This window comes from Bacillus sp. GW823-FHT06A10, from assembly GCF_058795375.1.
Genome location: NZ_JBXAHT010000001.1, coordinates 1,778,792 through 1,794,511, shown reverse-complemented (window position 1 = coordinate 1,794,511; position 15,720 = coordinate 1,778,792). Strand labels below are relative to the sequence as shown.

At 32.7% G+C, this 15,720-nt stretch carries 14 protein-coding genes, 1 pseudogene and 1 riboswitch; of the genes and pseudogenes, 1 reads left to right on the top strand and 14 read right to left on the bottom strand.

Going from position 1 to position 15,720, the window contains the following annotated elements:
• Nucleotides 1-89: 89 nt before the first annotated feature.
• The 8 genes and pseudogenes from AC1Q8M_RS09010 to AC1Q8M_RS08975 all read right to left on the bottom strand — a co-directional run.
• A pseudogene (locus AC1Q8M_RS09010) lies at nt 90-221 on the bottom strand (site-specific integrase); the annotation flags it as partial.
• 152 nt (nt 222-373) lie between these two features.
• The gene (locus AC1Q8M_RS09005; RefSeq protein WP_141527849.1) at nt 374-712 is read right to left on the bottom strand and encodes a heterocycloanthracin/sonorensin family bacteriocin; all 339 of its coding nucleotides are present in this window, start codon (nt 710-712) and stop codon (nt 374-376) included.
• A gap of 548 nt (nt 713-1,260) precedes the next feature.
• Complete coding sequence (locus AC1Q8M_RS09000) at nt 1,261-1,503, bottom strand: DUF3937 family protein (protein ID WP_000494855.1); 243 nt, start codon at nt 1,501-1,503, stop codon at nt 1,261-1,263.
• Between the two features lie 418 nt (nt 1,504-1,921).
• Entirely contained in the window at nt 1,922-2,611 is a 690-nt protein-coding gene (gene tenA, locus AC1Q8M_RS08995; RefSeq protein ID WP_016512778.1) for a thiaminase II, read from the bottom strand.
• A gap of 127 nt (nt 2,612-2,738) precedes the next feature.
• Nucleotides 2,739-2,844: riboswitch (TPP riboswitch) on the bottom strand.
• A gap of 73 nt (nt 2,845-2,917) precedes the next feature.
• Entirely contained in the window at nt 2,918-3,832 is a 915-nt protein-coding gene (locus AC1Q8M_RS08990) for a D-alanine--D-alanine ligase (protein WP_002094034.1), read from the bottom strand.
• A gap of 4 nt (nt 3,833-3,836) precedes the next feature.
• Nucleotides 3,837-5,285 (bottom strand): MocR-like pyridoxine biosynthesis transcription factor PdxR, encoded by a 1,449-nt coding sequence (gene pdxR, locus AC1Q8M_RS08985; RefSeq protein WP_097822283.1) that lies wholly within the window; start codon nt 5,283-5,285, stop codon nt 3,837-3,839.
• A gap of 89 nt (nt 5,286-5,374) precedes the next feature.
• Nucleotides 5,375-6,400, bottom strand: coding sequence for a homoserine dehydrogenase (locus tag AC1Q8M_RS08980; RefSeq protein WP_098400631.1), 1,026 nt, complete (start codon nt 6,398-6,400; stop codon nt 5,375-5,377).
• A gap of 87 nt (nt 6,401-6,487) precedes the next feature.
• Nucleotides 6,488-7,729, bottom strand: coding sequence for an esterase/lipase family protein (locus AC1Q8M_RS08975; protein WP_098400630.1), 1,242 nt, complete (start codon nt 7,727-7,729; stop codon nt 6,488-6,490).
• A 279-nt stretch (nt 7,730-8,008) separates the two neighbouring features.
• Here AC1Q8M_RS08975 and AC1Q8M_RS08970 point away from each other — a divergent pair, with 279 nt between their 5' ends.
• The gene (locus AC1Q8M_RS08970; protein WP_001165517.1) at nt 8,009-8,350 is read left to right on the top strand and encodes a DUF3914 domain-containing protein; all 342 of its coding nucleotides are present in this window, start codon (nt 8,009-8,011) and stop codon (nt 8,348-8,350) included.
• Between the two features lie 76 nt (nt 8,351-8,426).
• On the opposite strand, the gene AC1Q8M_RS08965 is transcribed toward AC1Q8M_RS08970, so the two are convergent.
• From AC1Q8M_RS08965 to abc-f, 6 genes are all read right to left on the bottom strand, one after another.
• On the bottom strand, nt 8,427-9,098 hold the full coding sequence (locus tag AC1Q8M_RS08965; RefSeq protein WP_002094033.1) for a lipoprotein BA_5634 family protein: 672 nt from the start codon (nt 9,096-9,098) through the stop codon (nt 8,427-8,429).
• A 68-nt stretch (nt 9,099-9,166) separates the two neighbouring features.
• Nucleotides 9,167-11,098, bottom strand: coding sequence for an ABC transporter permease (locus AC1Q8M_RS08960; RefSeq protein WP_000144151.1), 1,932 nt, complete (start codon nt 11,096-11,098; stop codon nt 9,167-9,169).
• Nucleotides 11,073-11,843, bottom strand: coding sequence for an ABC transporter ATP-binding protein (locus tag AC1Q8M_RS08955; RefSeq protein ID WP_000404441.1), 771 nt, complete (start codon nt 11,841-11,843; stop codon nt 11,073-11,075). The genes AC1Q8M_RS08960 and AC1Q8M_RS08955 overlap by 26 nt, the downstream gene beginning before the upstream one ends.
• A 317-nt stretch (nt 11,844-12,160) precedes the next feature.
• Nucleotides 12,161-12,655 carry a DUF3267 domain-containing protein gene (locus AC1Q8M_RS08950; protein ID WP_080126419.1) on the bottom strand — a complete coding sequence of 165 codons (495 nt, stop codon included), beginning with the start codon at nt 12,653-12,655 and terminating at the stop codon, nt 12,161-12,163.
• A gap of 518 nt (nt 12,656-13,173) precedes the next feature.
• Complete coding sequence (locus tag AC1Q8M_RS08945) at nt 13,174-13,767, bottom strand: GNAT family N-acetyltransferase (RefSeq protein WP_098015605.1); 594 nt, start codon at nt 13,765-13,767, stop codon at nt 13,174-13,176.
• 20 nt (nt 13,768-13,787) lie between these two features.
• Nucleotides 13,788-15,416, bottom strand: a complete 1,629-nt coding sequence (abc-f, locus tag AC1Q8M_RS08940; RefSeq protein ID WP_098361433.1) for a ribosomal protection-like ABC-F family protein — start codon at nt 15,414-15,416, stop codon at nt 13,788-13,790.
• Between the last annotated feature and the right edge of the window lie 304 nt (nt 15,417-15,720).

Genomic DNA, 15,720 nt, shown 5'->3' with positions numbered 1-15,720 from the left:
CAAAGTTGTAATAAATTCATTAGCTAGAAGAAATCAATCCCTAAACCAGACAGATATTTGATGATAAAACCATAAGAAAAAAGCAATGATTAGATTTTAAATCTAGTCATTGCTTTATCCATCACCTCTTGATTACACCTATATATCTTATTGTTACTCTTTCACTTGAATGACTGAATATATCCATTAATAATGGCTATATTCTTTGTCGGCAAGTACATATATAAAACTAATGTTTTTTAATTGATAAAGTGAAGCTTTAATCAGCTCTCACCAATCGGGCTTTTATGGACAGTCCGCCACCTAACTTCTCTTTGCTCTCTCTGAATTTTAAGGGAGATTTTATTACCCGCAAATAGTGGGATAAATGTAATTAATATTCATACGTTACAATAGTACCAGTAGTATCAGTAGTACCACTAAAACCATCAAAACAATTAGAGCAACCACCACAGCCGCCACAACCTCCGCAACCTCCGCAACCTCCGCAACCAAAACAACCGAAGCAACCAATACAACGGAATCCACCACAACGGAATCCGCCACAACGACCTCCACCACAACCACCACAACGACCACAACCGCCACAGCGACGAGCAGCATCTTCAATATAGTAATATGGATATTGGTTTTGCTGGTCCCAATAGACAATATTTCCAGACCGGTAATCATTAAGACTTAACGCTTGTAGTTCTTGTTGAAACTGATTCATTTTCATAACCTCCGTTTATAAAATACAACCTCATTGATGCTTCCCTATATTTCTGTTCGTTACATCTAAGTAAAAATAGTGCTATAAACTAAGTTCAATACGTACACCAACAAAGTATGACTTATCACTAAATGATGCACCTTGTTCATATACCTATTTTTGCTATGGGCTCATTTTTATAAAGTGAAACTTTAATCAGTGGGGGGAGTTCATCCCCCGCTGATTATTAGCCCTCACCAATCAGGCTTTTACGAACAGCCCGTTAATGCGGGATAAATAAAAATTAAAAAATATGAATTCTAGCGTCATATCTTCATACCTAATAAATTCAATTAATTTCTCAATAATTATGTTGCCATATCCTATATATTTCCGTCTGCCGCTTAGATTTTTCTGTAATGTAAATGCGTTTCGCTATAACATCTCCTAGTGACCGGTTTCTATGACGGATAAAAAATTCCTACAAAGAAAAAAGCCCTTATTAGGGCTTTTCATTCTATTTCTCCAGCAAAACTCTCTATGAAATTCCTAATTGAAAAAAGACACACTTAGATTGATGCGTCTTTTTGTGATGCCTCTTTTGTGAAATCATATAAAGCAATTGCGCCTAAAAGAACAAGTATACCTTGAGGAACATCTAGTAAAATAGTTTTCCAAATTTCTGGAATTACCCATTTGATATCTGCTGCTGTTTCAAGATATGTTTGGAAATAGCTGATTGTAAAATTAATGATTCCTAAAAATACAAACAACGATAAACCAAATCGAATTAATTTCTTATTTGTAAACATATAACACCTCTCAAAATTAATTGGATATTCCTGCTTTTACTTCTTTATATTCCCACATCCCTATATTTGATTTTAACACAAAAAGAACTCAAAAAAACACAATATGCAAATATGCATATTGTATTAACAACACTCCATGATAATTTAGAAATTCCTGCAAAGAAAAAACAACTCCGTTACAGCTAACAGCTCGGGTTTCTTTTCTTATTTAACTTCATACCACCAACATTTACGTTCTTTGATTGTAAAATAAATGTGACAGAAGTTTATCCAGTTAATGCGTAGACAAGTAAATGAGCTAAATTATCGATATTCTATTTCGCCACATCCGTAGCACTAATGACTTTACGCGAATTTGACAAGAAAAAATATATAGATAGGTATGATCCATACCTATCTATAACATTACTTCTATTCTTTATCCAATTACGTCTTTTACGTCTGTATCCACTGGCCACTTTTCTAATGTATAAGCCATTTCCCAAAATGAATATTCATATTGACTGCTAATAATAAAATGCTGTTTCATACGTTTGCGGTCTGCCTCTGTTACTTTTTCAGCGATAGTATCTAAACGTGTAATTTGTTCTTCAACTAGCGTACGGAACCAATCAGATCCATAAGCAGAAATCCATTCGTTATAAATTGGCTCTTCCGGCTGGCACTCTTTTAAGCGTTCGCCAATTTCATAATACAACCAATAGCAAGGTAAAATTACTGCAATGATATCTCCTAAATGCCCTTCATACGCAGCACGATACATATGTGAAGTATACGCATATGCAGTTGGCGCAGGAATAAAATTATCTTTTTCTTCTTTTGTTATCCCTAGCTTTTTAGCAAAATTCTCATGTAAAGATAACTCGGCCTCATATGTATTTTGAGCATGATGTGCCATACGAGCTGTCGTCTCTAATTCAAGAGCTTTTGCAGCTCCTAAAGTTTGTACTCTAGCAAAATGACTCAAATAATATGAATCTTGAAGCACATAATAGCGAAAACTAGCTAAATCTAATGTTCCTTCACCAAGTTTTTTTACAAAAGGATGGTTAAAACTCGCTTCCCAAATTGAATCTACTTCTTTACGTAATGATTGTGAAAAAGTCATTTAAATCCCTCCAATAATGTATAAAATATAAGTATTTATCCACAATTATTAAAGCTGTAAAATAAAAAAACTTTCTTTACAGGCGTAAAGAAAGTGAAATTGACAGTATTTATTTACTCATTAAATAGCAACGTCTTTCCCACTTCCCTACGCTGGCATTAACCAGATCAGGTACTAAGAGTCTCAAAATCACATTTGATCTCAGCCTATAAAAGGCTCCCCTAGTGGATAAATATTTTGTTTTTATAATGTATTCATCATAGCATACTTCGTGAAACTGTCAAAAGAATTAGTTATATAATCTCCTTAAAACCCTTCTTCATTTCTAACTTTTAATGATGTTTCAATAATTATATCTAATAGTTTGCTATAACTAATTCCCGCTGCTTCTGCACTTTTGGGCAATAGGCTTGATTGTGTCATCCCTGGTAATGTATTAATTTCCATTACATATGGAATTCCGTCCTTCACCATCATATCAACTCTTGCATAAACACTACATTTTAATGCTTTATAACAAGTCAGTGAAGCTTTATTTACACGTTCATTAATTTCTGCTGGAAGTTCGATAACTTCCTCAACTGTACTAGTATCATCATATTTTGCATTGTAATCAAAGAACTCGGCTGCATGTCGAATTGAAACTATAGGTAACTGTTTTCCATCCAGAATAGAACATGTAATTTCATCACCTTTTATATACTTCTCAATTACTACTTCAGAATCCCATTCGAATACAGTTTCTAGCATTGAGATCAATTCATTTTTATTGTAAACGATTTTCACCCCGACACTCGATCCGCCAGAGTTTGGTTTTACCACTAATGGAAATCCTAACTTATCTAACTCATCAAGATTTAGATCCTCCATTTTTGTAAGTTCAATCCAATCTGGTGTTTCTACACCTTCATAACGTAAAATCTTTTTCGAAATATTTTTATCCATACATATACTGCTAGATAACATATTACTTCCGCTATAAGGAATCCCTAAACTCTCCAGTGTTCCTTGAACTGTCCCATCTTCTCCGTATTTTCCGTGTAATGCGAGCAATGCAAAGTCAATGTCTTTCGCTTTTTCAATTAAATCCATTTTTTCGTTTAATGTAATTGGAACTATTTCATACTTATTTTTATCTAAATGAGCAATCATTTCATTCCCCGTCATAATTGAAACTTGTTTTTCAGACGATACCCCGCCCATAATAACACCGATTTTCATTTTCTCAACTCCAAATTTCATTTTTTAATGTATCACCAATTATTTTAATTCCCCGAACTATTTCTTCTTCTTTCAAGCGCGAAAACCCTAATCGGAAAGTGTTTGCTCCTTCTCCATCAGAGTAAAAAACATCTCCAGGTGAAAACGTAACGCCTTTCTCATAACACTTTTGTAAAAGTGTGCGGGCATTCATACGCTCTTCTAGCTCTATAAATAAATGAAGTCCACCATCTCCAGTCATTCTTTTAAAAGGAATGTACTGGTTACATGCCCCGACAGCTAACTCATATTTTTTCTTATAAACAGATCTTGCCTTTTTTAAATATTTTTCAAAATATCCCTCATGTAAATATTGAAACAGAACAGCTTGATCTAGCGTAGATGTGTGAATCGTTCTTGCTCTTTTTACGCTTTCTAAATAATGAATCAGCTCTTTATCTGCAATAATCCAGCCTACACGTAAACCAGGGAAAAGCACCTTTGAAAAGCTACTAATATAAATCACATTATTGCCAGCTCCCGCAAAAGTTAATAATGGAGCTAAATGTGAACCTGAATAACGTAATTCTTCATTAAATCCGTCCTCTATAATAGGAACCTTGTATTTTGAGAATAACCTCATCAATTCCGTTCTTTTCTCTGAACTCGTAACAATACCGGTTGGATTATGATAAGAAGGAATTAAATAAGCAAAATCAAAATCTTTTTCACGCAAACTTTTTTCAACTTCATTCGTATCAATACCATCCTCATGCATATCAATCCCATGAACTTCAAGTCCATGTAAACGGAAAAGCTTAAGTGCAGCATGGTGAGTTGGATTCTCACAAATGACACGACCGGATTTTTTTGATAAAGAAGAGAGTACAATATCCAATCCTTCTGTAAATCCATTTGTAATTAGAATATCTTTATTCGAAATGTCTACACCTTTCATTTCCATGTAATGAAGTAAATAATTCATTAACGGTCTATATCCCTTTGCATATCCGTAGTTCAATACGATGTCCCCTTCAATGGACATACGAGTAAGAAAAGCTCTTTTGAAATTTTCAACATCAAATAGCTTCTCATCCGGGGCTATACTATTAAAAACAATCATTCCCTTTTCCCAACGAACACCATGTTTCATTAAATCTAATTCGTCCGCTAATGCGGTCACTGTATTAAGTTTATTTTTCCAATCTATTTCAACAGACGAAGTGTTAGATATATCCACCTTCGCAACAAAGTTCCCTTTTCCTTTAACTGCATAAATGAGTCCTTCTTGCTCTAAATCTGCATAAGCAGCGAGTACAGTGTTTCTACTCACACTTAGTAATTCACTTAGTTCCCTTGTTGATGGGATTTTTTGATCCCCGAGCAAATGCCCTTTCATAATCATCTTTTTCAAATAGTCTTTTAATTGAATATAAACGGGACGATCTTTAACAACTTTAAAATCCTTAAACAATTCCTTACCCCCTGCAATCATTTTTGCATATTTATTTCATTCTCAAAAGGTCCACGACATATGTATTTTTTATAAAGGGCGGTACGGTCTTACAAATCTTTTCGATATAAGTTAATTACATCTTTTAAAGCTGCAGCTGCAGCGCCTCGTGGATTAGAAGCCCCGCCAATTGTAGTAACTTGCCCCATCGTATCTGTAAAGAACGTAATTCCTTTTTCGGTCCCATTTACTTTTGCTAACGGATGATCTTTTTCTATTTCGCACGGTTCAACATTTAAATTCACATTGCCACCCTCATCCTTATATATTGATGCTATTAATTTAATAATTTTATGTTGTTTCTTAGCATTTTGTATTTGCTGTTTTGTAACGTGCTCGATTCCTTTTATATGTATATCAGTAAGTGTTTTCTCTGTTTCCATTAAGCTGTTAGTCAAAAGTAACAATTTACACGCACTATCTGAACCACTTATATCTAATATAGGGTTTGTCTCAGCAATCCCTTTATTTTGTGCTTCTTTCAGCGCTTCTTCAAATGTCATATCTTCCTCATACATTTTCGTAAGAATATAATTAGTTGTTCCATTTAATATTCCTTCTATTTTATCAATACTGCAACCGGCTAAACTAAATTGTCCAATATCTAGTGTCGGTAGTGCAGCGGCTGTTGCACCGCTATATCGAATTCGTACATTTGCGCCTCTTGCTGCTTCATTTATTTCTCTCCAGTTTGTAACGAGCGCACCTTTAGAAATTGCTACTATATCCATCTGTTTCTCAATCGCTTGTTTCATATATTGTTTCCCTGGATTTCCATCTTTAAGATTTGTAACCGTTGATTCTACCAATACAGTACCACTTATGCTAGTTATTGCACGTTCCTTCGGATGATACTCTAAATATTTTTCAATTGCAGCGGTACCGCCACCATACAGCAATAAATGATGAAGAGATAAGCCTTCTTCATTATTTATTGCAATATTTCTCCCTAATACGCCACTTACAACTAATTGAATCCCATATGTTTCATATATATATGAATATTTTTCATTTAATAATTTTATAAACTCTCTGCCTACTGTTCCGTATCCTGATAATACAACTTGAATTTTCATAATATCCCCCCATATTTTTCTACCAAATCCCTCTTTCAATATAATATAAAGCGCTCTCGAATTCCATCGAGAGCGCTTTATTATTACCTATTTCGGTAAACGTGATAGCTTTTCAGCAATTGTTCTATAAAACTCTTGAATGCTAGAAAAACCTAACGAGTCTGAAACACTTAACCCTACCATGTCGAGATGGTCCCAATTCGCTTTCGTTTCGATATGATTCCATTTTCCAACCTGTAATGACTCATTATTATTTACAGCAACATTAGAAGATGGTGCAATCATGGAATTTGTATTTACTACACCATCATTTTGCCACCAAGAAGTATCAACTAACGGACGGTTTTCTTCATATCTCGCATAAGAACCTAAGAAAAACGCATTCCCCATCAACACTTTATTCATCGTTATATGAGGTAAATGTAAACCTGTTATAGGTGCTGCTTGTGATGCATGTCCACTATAGGATAAGTAATACACATCCGGTTGTGTCTTTACCCAATTATTTAACTCCTTTGCACCATCTGTACTTAAATCCCATTGACTTATATCTTTTGTATTTTTCCAAAGTGAACTATTTAGAATACGATTACTATATTGGAAAAAGGACTCTCCAGCATTCTTCTTTATACCCCATTGATCCAATTTGAAATCATATAACGATAAATTATTGTTTCCTCCGAAGCTTGCAGTTGTAATGAGTAAATCTTTAACGAACGGTAGCAGAAGACTCCCATCCGCAAGTGTTGTACCGTTGTGAGGGGTTGCTAATGTTGTAACACTATGAACATATGATTTTCCGCCTTCAAATAGTGGTGATATTTTGGTGTTTGGGTGATTTTTCACATAATTCTTTTCTTCAAAACTGCCTTCTTTTAATAGCTGTACTAATGTTCTAATCGTTTGTCCACCCATGCTATGTCCAACTAAATGAACTTTATTTGTTTCAGTCCAATTCGGTGCAAAACCACTATAAGTTCTGCCAAAACGATTATGTCCATGTTTCTCAGCATGTACGGCACCATAGTCTACTGTCCCACCGTTAATTTGTGCATACAATTCACATGCACGATCCCAGTTACTAGAAACAGGTCCAACAGCAGCGGTATGTACCATATAACCATTTCGTTTCAAATCTTCCTGTATATCATGAACACCACCCCAATATTTTACGCCCAGCATTTCTTCCCTACCCCATCCAGCAAATCCATTCACCAATATGATAGGATAATTATTTTGTTGCCTTTCTTCAGCGTATGATATTTTCGCTGCGAATGAACATACGGTCACTAATGCGAAAAAACATATTTTTAAAAATAACTTCCCCATACTTTCTCCCCCTAATAAAACGTTTACATTTTTCTTTTCGAAAAATTAACAGAATAATTTAACAACTTAAACATAATGTAAAGTATTTTATATACGTTGTATATATAGAAAACATATACAAATGTTGATAAATATTAATTCAAGTAAACATTTACTTTTTACAATATAACTTGTAAATCTATTTATTTAGATTTATAATTAGATATAGTTTCCTCATGTTAAAAAGATTTAAAAACCATAAGAAAACTAATCTCATTGCTTCAAAAAGGAGGAAAAAACATGCAAATCGGATCAAATATTCATACATTATCTCAACCTACTAAAATAACTCCATCTACTCTTGAGCATAATACTATCTCTTCTACTAAACTTGAAAGTAAGAAAGTAAATGATCCTATCAAGTTTGATATTCGTTCATCTGAAAAAGAAATGAAACAGCCTGAGCATAAATTTAATGAATTAGATTTATGGAAGATGTTAAAGGATAAAGGTGTTCCTTTATGGATCATCCTTGAAATGCTACAAAAGGCTCGTAAAGAAAAAGAAGCCCAAAATAATTCAGTTCAAAATTCAAATGCGATTGAGGAAACAAACGAGACTCGATTAAATGAAGTAATGTAAAACATAATAATTGATTTGTCTATAAACTAAAAAGAGTTCGAAGCTGATAAACTTTCTATCAACCTCGAACTCTTTTTTAAGATTTTTCTCCGATCGTTACAAACTGAACTGATACTTTCTCTTTAAAACCTTCAATTAGCTTTCTTACTTTTACTTTTTCATTAATTAATGTATTATCTGTCGACATTTTAGGTTTTTCATCACCTAACGACTTTTTTAAATGTAGAAGTTGCATATTCGTTTCATTCGCTTTTATTTCTTTATACACACTATTTTTCGCCACAATGATATACCATAGTGCTCCATAGTCACGTTTATTGCCAAGCCAAGCATCACTATCATATGCAACTGGTATCTCTTTTCCTTCTATTTTAATACTTTTAATATTCTTTTCTTCTTCATTTATATATAGTAGTGAGCTTTCTTTTGGAAAATTAGGTAACGTATCTACCAGTTTGGAAAGGGCTCCTTGGTCACGTTTACGAAAAATCTTTGCTTTAATCATCGCTTGTGCAGTAGATTCATTTAATATTAATACCTTTCCTTTTTCAAATTCCCCTGTTTTCACTGGGAAAATTTCATGTTCTTTCGTATTTTCCTTATAACGATTCATAATTGCTCCAGTATGATTCTCATCTCCAATGATTAATACACCGTTAGCTGGAAATAATTCTTCACTTTTAGCACATGCACTTAAACTAATTAAAATTAATATACATAATATGAAAATTGATAATGTTTTTTTCATTACAATTCCTTTCATAACTCATATTGTTTTTTTACATGCTTTTCTGCAATGTTACTTGCTGATGTTCTCTACTGTTCCATAGTTTTATAAAGCTTTTGTAGGTAACGCCAACGAGTGATAAAGAAGTATAAAACTTGTATACATATAAATGAAATTAAAATGGCGATAGAGCTATTTATGATAGAAAAGTCGACTAATTGTTGTAATGCCATATAAGCGACTACAGTATGAATCACTGCAACGACAATTGGTAAAAAGAACATTAATAATAACTGCCTCGTTACAACTTTTTTCAACTCACCTTTACTTAATCCCATTTTCGAAATCATTTTATATTGCTGTTGATCGCGATCTAAATCTGTATATAATCGGAAATAAATAAAACTAGCGGCGAATGTAAAGAAGACGATTCCGACTAAAATACTTACCATAAGTAATAAACCATTCTTTTGCTTTGCTTCCAACAAGTTTAATGTTAAAGCTTCAAAGTAGAAATCTCTGTCCCTAAGATCTTTATCAAATATACTCTTTAATTGATTGGAAATCTCTTTCGTTTTTATCCAATCATCTACAACAAATCCGTAAGTACGATATGAAATTTCTTCATTAACTGGGTCACTAGTAAGAGGCATTCCATCATATACTTGATCTTGAACAGCGATATAAATAGTTCTAGAATCATGTGGTAAAACTAAATTTTCTACAGCTTTTTTCACATGAAATGTCTTTGTCCAATCACCTTGAATGACTTCTATATCCTTTTTATACTCGCCATTTTTAAATTCTTGTTTTTGTGATACAACTCCAGGGATTAATAAAATTTCATCTTCTTTTTCAATGGTTTCTTGTTGATAGCCTAGTGCTTTAGCAAGATCGTTGTATTCACTTAACTTCATTACATTTACGCTATTTTCTGTGTATATATATGAAGATGAAGCCATTCGATACGGAATATTAGCATCAGAAAGGTGTTTTTTTATAATAGAAAGATTTTTATTCAATACTTTGTCATTTTCCAAACTTCCATACAAAAATGTATACGGATTTGTCATCCTTACCAAATCCCTATTTCCAATTGCGGCTGTTGTACCAATTGCTGTAAATGCAACTGCTGAAACAATAGATACTATAAAAAACATCGTTGCATTATCTTTCATACGGTAAATTAATTCTGAAAATGTTAATATATTTGTTCTCTTTAAAAAGAAAGATTCTCTCCTTTTAGCAAGGTGCAATATATAAACGCTACACTGAGTATATAAAAAGTACGTTCCTATAATTACTAGAAGCACACCTATTCCAAGCGTAATAAAATTGGTACTTGGTATAAAGCGAAATACTGAAAAATATCCATACCCTATACTAATTAAAGAAAGTATCGATAATAAAACTGAAGATTTCGGTTCAGGTTTTGGCTTTTCCTCTGCTCGAATAAGTTCCACAAGTTCCGTTACTTTTATCATTTTAAATGTAAATAATGAAACAATTAAAAACAAGAAAAGAAATGTAATAACTGTTAATAATACAGCTCGGACTGGTATATAAAAAGGTAAACCATTATTAATCATTAATACACTTGCACTTATCAATAAGACTAGTTTAGAAAATATGAGTCCAATGAAAATCCCTATACAAATTGAACCAAGTCCAATCAACATATTTTCAATTAATAATAATTTCTTAAGCTGTCTCATTGACATACCTTGCATCATTAAAATGCCAAATTCTTTCTTACGCGTCTTTAAAAACGAACTAACTGAATATAAAATAAAGAAAAATGAAAATACAAAAATCAATCCTTGCGAAACTGAAAATCCCAATGTACCAAATGCACTTATTGTTGCACTTGTCGATTTCAACTCACCTTGTAAATCAGGATGAAATAATAAAAGAGCATACGTAAAGAAAATCATAATAGAAAATGCACTACTTAAAAAATGGGCAGCATATGTACGCTTATTGCGAAAAATATTATTAAATGCGAACTGACGAAAAGTCATGCCTTTTTCCTCCTAACAAAGAAAGGACATCCATAATCTTTTGATAAAAAGTTTGCCTACTTTCACCACAATAAATTTCGTTATATAGTTGACCATCTTTAATAAAGATTACTCGGCTGCAAAAGCTCGCTGCATACGGATCATGTGTAACTAACATCATCGTTGCTTTTTCTTCTTTATTTAGAGTATCAAGCATCTCCATTACATCATTTGAAGATTTAGAGTCCAAGTTCCCTGTTGGTTCATCTGCAAGTAATAATTGCGGCTTATGAACGATCGCACGAGCGATTGCTGTTCTTTGAGCTTGTCCCCCTGATATTTCAAACGTTCTTTTACTCAATATATCAGTAATGTTTAACTTCTTTGCAATCTCTTCTACTCGTTTATTCATTTCTTGGACGGAAACACCATCTAAAGTCATCGGCAATACGATGTTTTCTTTTACAGTAAGTGTGCTAAGAAGATTAAATGATTGAAATACAAATCCTAATTGTTTTCTGCGGAATAACGCTAATTCTTCTGATGATAATTGAAAAGGATTTGTACCATTAATAAATATTTCTCCCGATGATGGAGAATCAATAGTAGATACCATATTTAATAACGTTGTTTTCCCACTACCTGACGGGCCCATAATTCCTACAAATTCACCTTCTTGAATTGATAAATCAATATCTACTAATGCTTTATAAGGTACTTTCCCTTTATATACTTTACTAATACTATTTGCCTGCAAAATTTCCATTTATATTCTCCCTTCATTTCCACTGCTCACTATAGAGTGTAAATGAATTGTCTTACAGCTCATATTGATTCACCTTTCATTTATCTTACACGCTTGTAAGATTTCTAAAAAAACTGATAACAAACCTATTTTCAAATCTGTAAACAAAGCATATCTATCTTATAATATTTGCATATTGGTTAGAATTACAATGCTATTTTCTAATCTTTATTTTATTAATAAGAAAAGACCGATTTTTTTATCGGTCTTTTTACTTTCAAATATTATATTTTAACTATTGTATGTAGTTGAAGCATATTTGAGTTACCCATTAAATACTATTTCACTTTATAATAACCTCTGCAAAAAAATGAGTGCTTCGGTTTCATTGCAATCAAAAACGAATTGTAAATATCTGAGGCGGAAATGAATGCGTTTATCCAACATATAAATAATAAAATTGATTTAATATTTCCTGATACAAAGAACGATATCATGGCAGGAACTACTGATAATACAATTATAGGCAAGCTCATAAAGACCCAAAATCTCGTTTTGGGTAAGACTGCATTTGTATTTAACCAAAAAAATCTTTTACTAAATGTTAAGCTAATATCCCCTTTTTTACTTATTACTAAAATGTGTAGACATTCGTGAATGATGAAGACTAACATACCTATTATGATAAGATAAAATATATTAATATGAGTGAAACCTGTTTCAAAAAAATAAGGTATTATAAAAATGATTATCTGAAGTAAATATACAAACTTCATATAATGTTTTCGGTACCAATTATTCTGTATAAAAGGAGTCCATTCTGAAAAATCCATACTTATTTGTGGCAAGTGACGAAATCAAATTATAATATGTGTTCCCCTCCCTCATTTAAACTAATTCCTGGCTTATAGATTTAATCTACCTACTAGCACTCAACCGTAAGTTTTATATGTAGCTCTTTAATAGACTTACCAGCAATTTTTGTTGACTAAGACTAAATGCTTCTTTATACCGCCCACTTTTCCCTTCCATTTTTTAAGTAATTGATTTGTAGAATGATTTGAGTAAGAAATTTGTATTATCATTGATACATAAATTCGACAAAATATTCCAATCACCTTTTCATAAATGATTTTCAACTGGATATCCCATGTACAGCTTGATTTCCCTATTTTGTTGAAAAGCAATTCCTTCAAGAAGTCATTACAATTGTACCTTTCTTATGTCAGCAGGTATAAAGTGAAACTTTAATCAGTGGGGGTTTTACTGCCCGGTAATGCGGGATAAAATGAATATAAAAAAGCTTAGAGTTTTAGCTCTAAGCTTTTTTATGATTTCGTTTTAATTCCTTTTACAGAGAAATATTTTTTATCCATTCAGATTTACTCAATACATAATGATTATATAGTTGATTTTCTATCTTCTGTTCACTCAAATAAGTAAACCCGCATTTTTTAATAACTTTATTTGATGGTGCATTGTTAATTAAAGCAATTGCGTTGAGGACATTTAAATTTGTTTCTTTAAACAAATAGTCAATTAAACCTTTAGTCGCTTTTGTAGCATAGCCATGATTTTGATGTTCATTTGAGATAGCATACATTATCTCTCTGTTTGGTGAAGGGAGTTCTTCTTTCATGCCTGTGCAGCACCATCCAATGCATTCATTTGTAGCTTTCTTAAATATTCCTAGCTTTAACATACGATTATCTATGTTATTCGTAGTTTTCACTGCCTCAAGAAATACTTGGTTTGCTGGTATTTCATAATTTGCAATCCAATCCATCCTTTGTTCTTTTGTTGATTTCCAGTCTGGTAAAAACTTTTCTATTTCCGGTTGATTTGCTATTTTATAAATACTCTCTGCATCTTTGACCATAAACTCTTGCAAGTATATATCTCCACAATCTATTCTAAATAACTTAGTCAAACTCTCTTCTCCCATATTAATCCCCCTTACTTACGTTATAGCGCCTTAATCTGCTTCGTAAGTTCTATAAATCGTTCATCAAGTTCTTTATATTCTTTGTCGTTAGAAGTTAAAAAGCTTAATTTTCCTAATACTTCTTGTCTCTCTGTTTCTAACTTTAAACGTAGCTCTTCAATATCATCTCTTGTTTTAGTAGGTTCTTCTAGCTGCTTTTGTATCGTATTGTTTGAAAACACGAGTTTTGTGTTAGTTGTTTTCTCCAGAAAATATCGATCGTGAGATACAATTACTAATGTTCCGTTATACTCAGCTAATGTATTTTCAAGTTGTTCACGTGAAGGTAGATCCAAGTGATTCGTCGGTTCGTCTAAAATGAGTACATCTTTTTCATCTAAAATATAAGCCATTAGCTTACATTTTACTCTTTCTCCCATACTCATATGCTCAATCGGCTCTTTCCATTGAGACGCTTGGAATCCTAAATGTTTCATTAAATTTTGGACTTTTCCTCTTTCTTCAAACGTCTCTTTAAAAAATAAATTTTCCGGTGTTCTATCAAGCGGTAAATCAAAAACTTCTTGTGTTAAATAGCCTATGTTTGCAGATGGTGAAATCCATATTTCTCCTTCAGCAGTTTCGTTTCCCATAATCATCTTCAGTAATGTTGTTTTTCCACTACCGTTTGGTCCAACAATCGCAACTTTCTCACCGTGCTGAATTGTAAAATTTACGTTTTCAAATAATGCTTTCCCATGAAAGTCTTTTTTTAATTGCTTCACTTCTAAAAAGCGTTTTCCTACTTTTTTGTTCGCTTGAATAGAAAACTCAACTGAATATTCTTCTTTCACACGTTCTACTTTCGTTTTCTCCAGCTCTTTTTCGAGTCGTTTTCGTTTTGACTTCACTTGTGCATCCATTCGCTTCGCTTTTACACGATAGAATTCTTTCACACCTTCTTGTTTTGTAGACTGCGCGTGTGCCTTTTGTGACCATGAACTCAATTCTTTTATATGTGTTTCTACTTGTTCTATCTTTTTTTGCTGCTTTTCATATTCACGCTGCTGCGACTTCCTTCTTTGCTCACGTACTTTCATGTAGCTCGTATAATTACCACTATGCTCAATTAATTTTTTGTCCTCAATTGACCATATTTTTGTTGCGACAACATCTAAAAAATATCGGTCATGCGATACAACAATAACAGTACCTTTCATCTTTTTTATTTGTTTAATGAGAAATCCCGTACTGATATCATCTAAATGATTTGTCGGTTCGTCTAATATTAAGACATTAGGATTTTCGGCAAATCCTTTTGCTAATCGAATTTTCAGCTTTTCACCACCACTTAAAGTATGAAAATCGTTCGTTGGCACGCCCCATTTCGCAAGAAGTTCTGCTTCTTGCGAAATCACATCATTACTAATAAAAGATTCTATTTCTTGCTCAACATATGCGGTTGTCATATTCATTTGCTGCCATTCAACAATCCCTTTTGAAGGCTCAATCTTTCCATTTATTAATTGAAGTAACGTTGATTTACCAGCACCATTTTTACCAATTAATCCGATAACATCCCCTTGTTTCACTGCTACATTCATTTTTTCTAACAAAGTATTTTCCATTATTTCAACGTAAACATCATTTAATTTTAAAATTTCTTTCATATTACCGATCCCTTTCATTAAGGGAGAACAAAAAAATCCTCCCAAAGTAATTTTGGCAGGATTAGTCGTTACATTACTTATACCCAAATAAGCTATTACGCAAATCAAATAGCAATACCGTTGTTTGGAATTGGGCAGACTAATCCTAATTTTTATAAATTGAAATTTATTTCATTTCAACATTTAAAAATAAGATTAGTTAATCATCGTCCACCCATCATTCCTTTCCGTCATTAATAACCATATTGTACCATACTAGTACTGTATGAGTAAATGCAATTATTTGTGCTGTTAAAAAGATTGC

Coding starts and splice junctions, on each gene's coding strand:
- AC1Q8M_RS09005 (WP_141527849.1), bottom strand. CDS start 712: ATGAATCAGTTTCAACAAGAACTACAAGCGTTAAGTCTTAATGATTAC.
- AC1Q8M_RS09000 (WP_000494855.1), bottom strand. CDS start 1,503: ATGTTTACAAATAAGAAATTAATTCGATTTGGTTTATCGTTGTTTGTA.
- tenA (WP_016512778.1), bottom strand. CDS start 2,611: ATGACTTTTTCACAATCATTACGTAAAGAAGTAGATTCAATTTGGGAA.
- AC1Q8M_RS08990 (WP_002094034.1), bottom strand. CDS start 3,832: ATGAAAATCGGTGTTATTATGGGCGGGGTATCGTCTGAAAAACAAGTT.
- AC1Q8M_RS08980 (WP_098400631.1), bottom strand. CDS start 6,400: ATGAAAATTCAAGTTGTATTATCAGGATACGGAACAGTAGGCAGAGAG.
- AC1Q8M_RS08975 (WP_098400630.1), bottom strand. CDS start 7,729: ATGGGGAAGTTATTTTTAAAAATATGTTTTTTCGCATTAGTGACCGTA.
- AC1Q8M_RS08970 (WP_001165517.1), top strand. CDS start 8,009: ATGCAAATCGGATCAAATATTCATACATTATCTCAACCTACTAAAATA.
- AC1Q8M_RS08965 (WP_002094033.1), bottom strand. CDS start 9,098: ATGAAAAAAACATTATCAATTTTCATATTATGTATATTAATTTTAATT.
- AC1Q8M_RS08960 (WP_000144151.1), bottom strand. CDS start 11,098: ATGACTTTTCGTCAGTTCGCATTTAATAATATTTTTCGCAATAAGCGT.
- AC1Q8M_RS08955 (WP_000404441.1), bottom strand. CDS start 11,843: ATGGAAATTTTGCAGGCAAATAGTATTAGTAAAGTATATAAAGGGAAA.
- AC1Q8M_RS08950 (WP_080126419.1), bottom strand. CDS start 12,655: ATGGATTTTTCAGAATGGACTCCTTTTATACAGAATAATTGGTACCGA.
- AC1Q8M_RS08945 (WP_098015605.1), bottom strand. CDS start 13,767: ATGGGAGAAGAGAGTTTGACTAAGTTATTTAGAATAGATTGTGGAGAT.
- abc-f (WP_098361433.1), bottom strand. CDS start 15,416: ATGAAAGAAATTTTAAAATTAAATGATGTTTACGTTGAAATAATGGAA.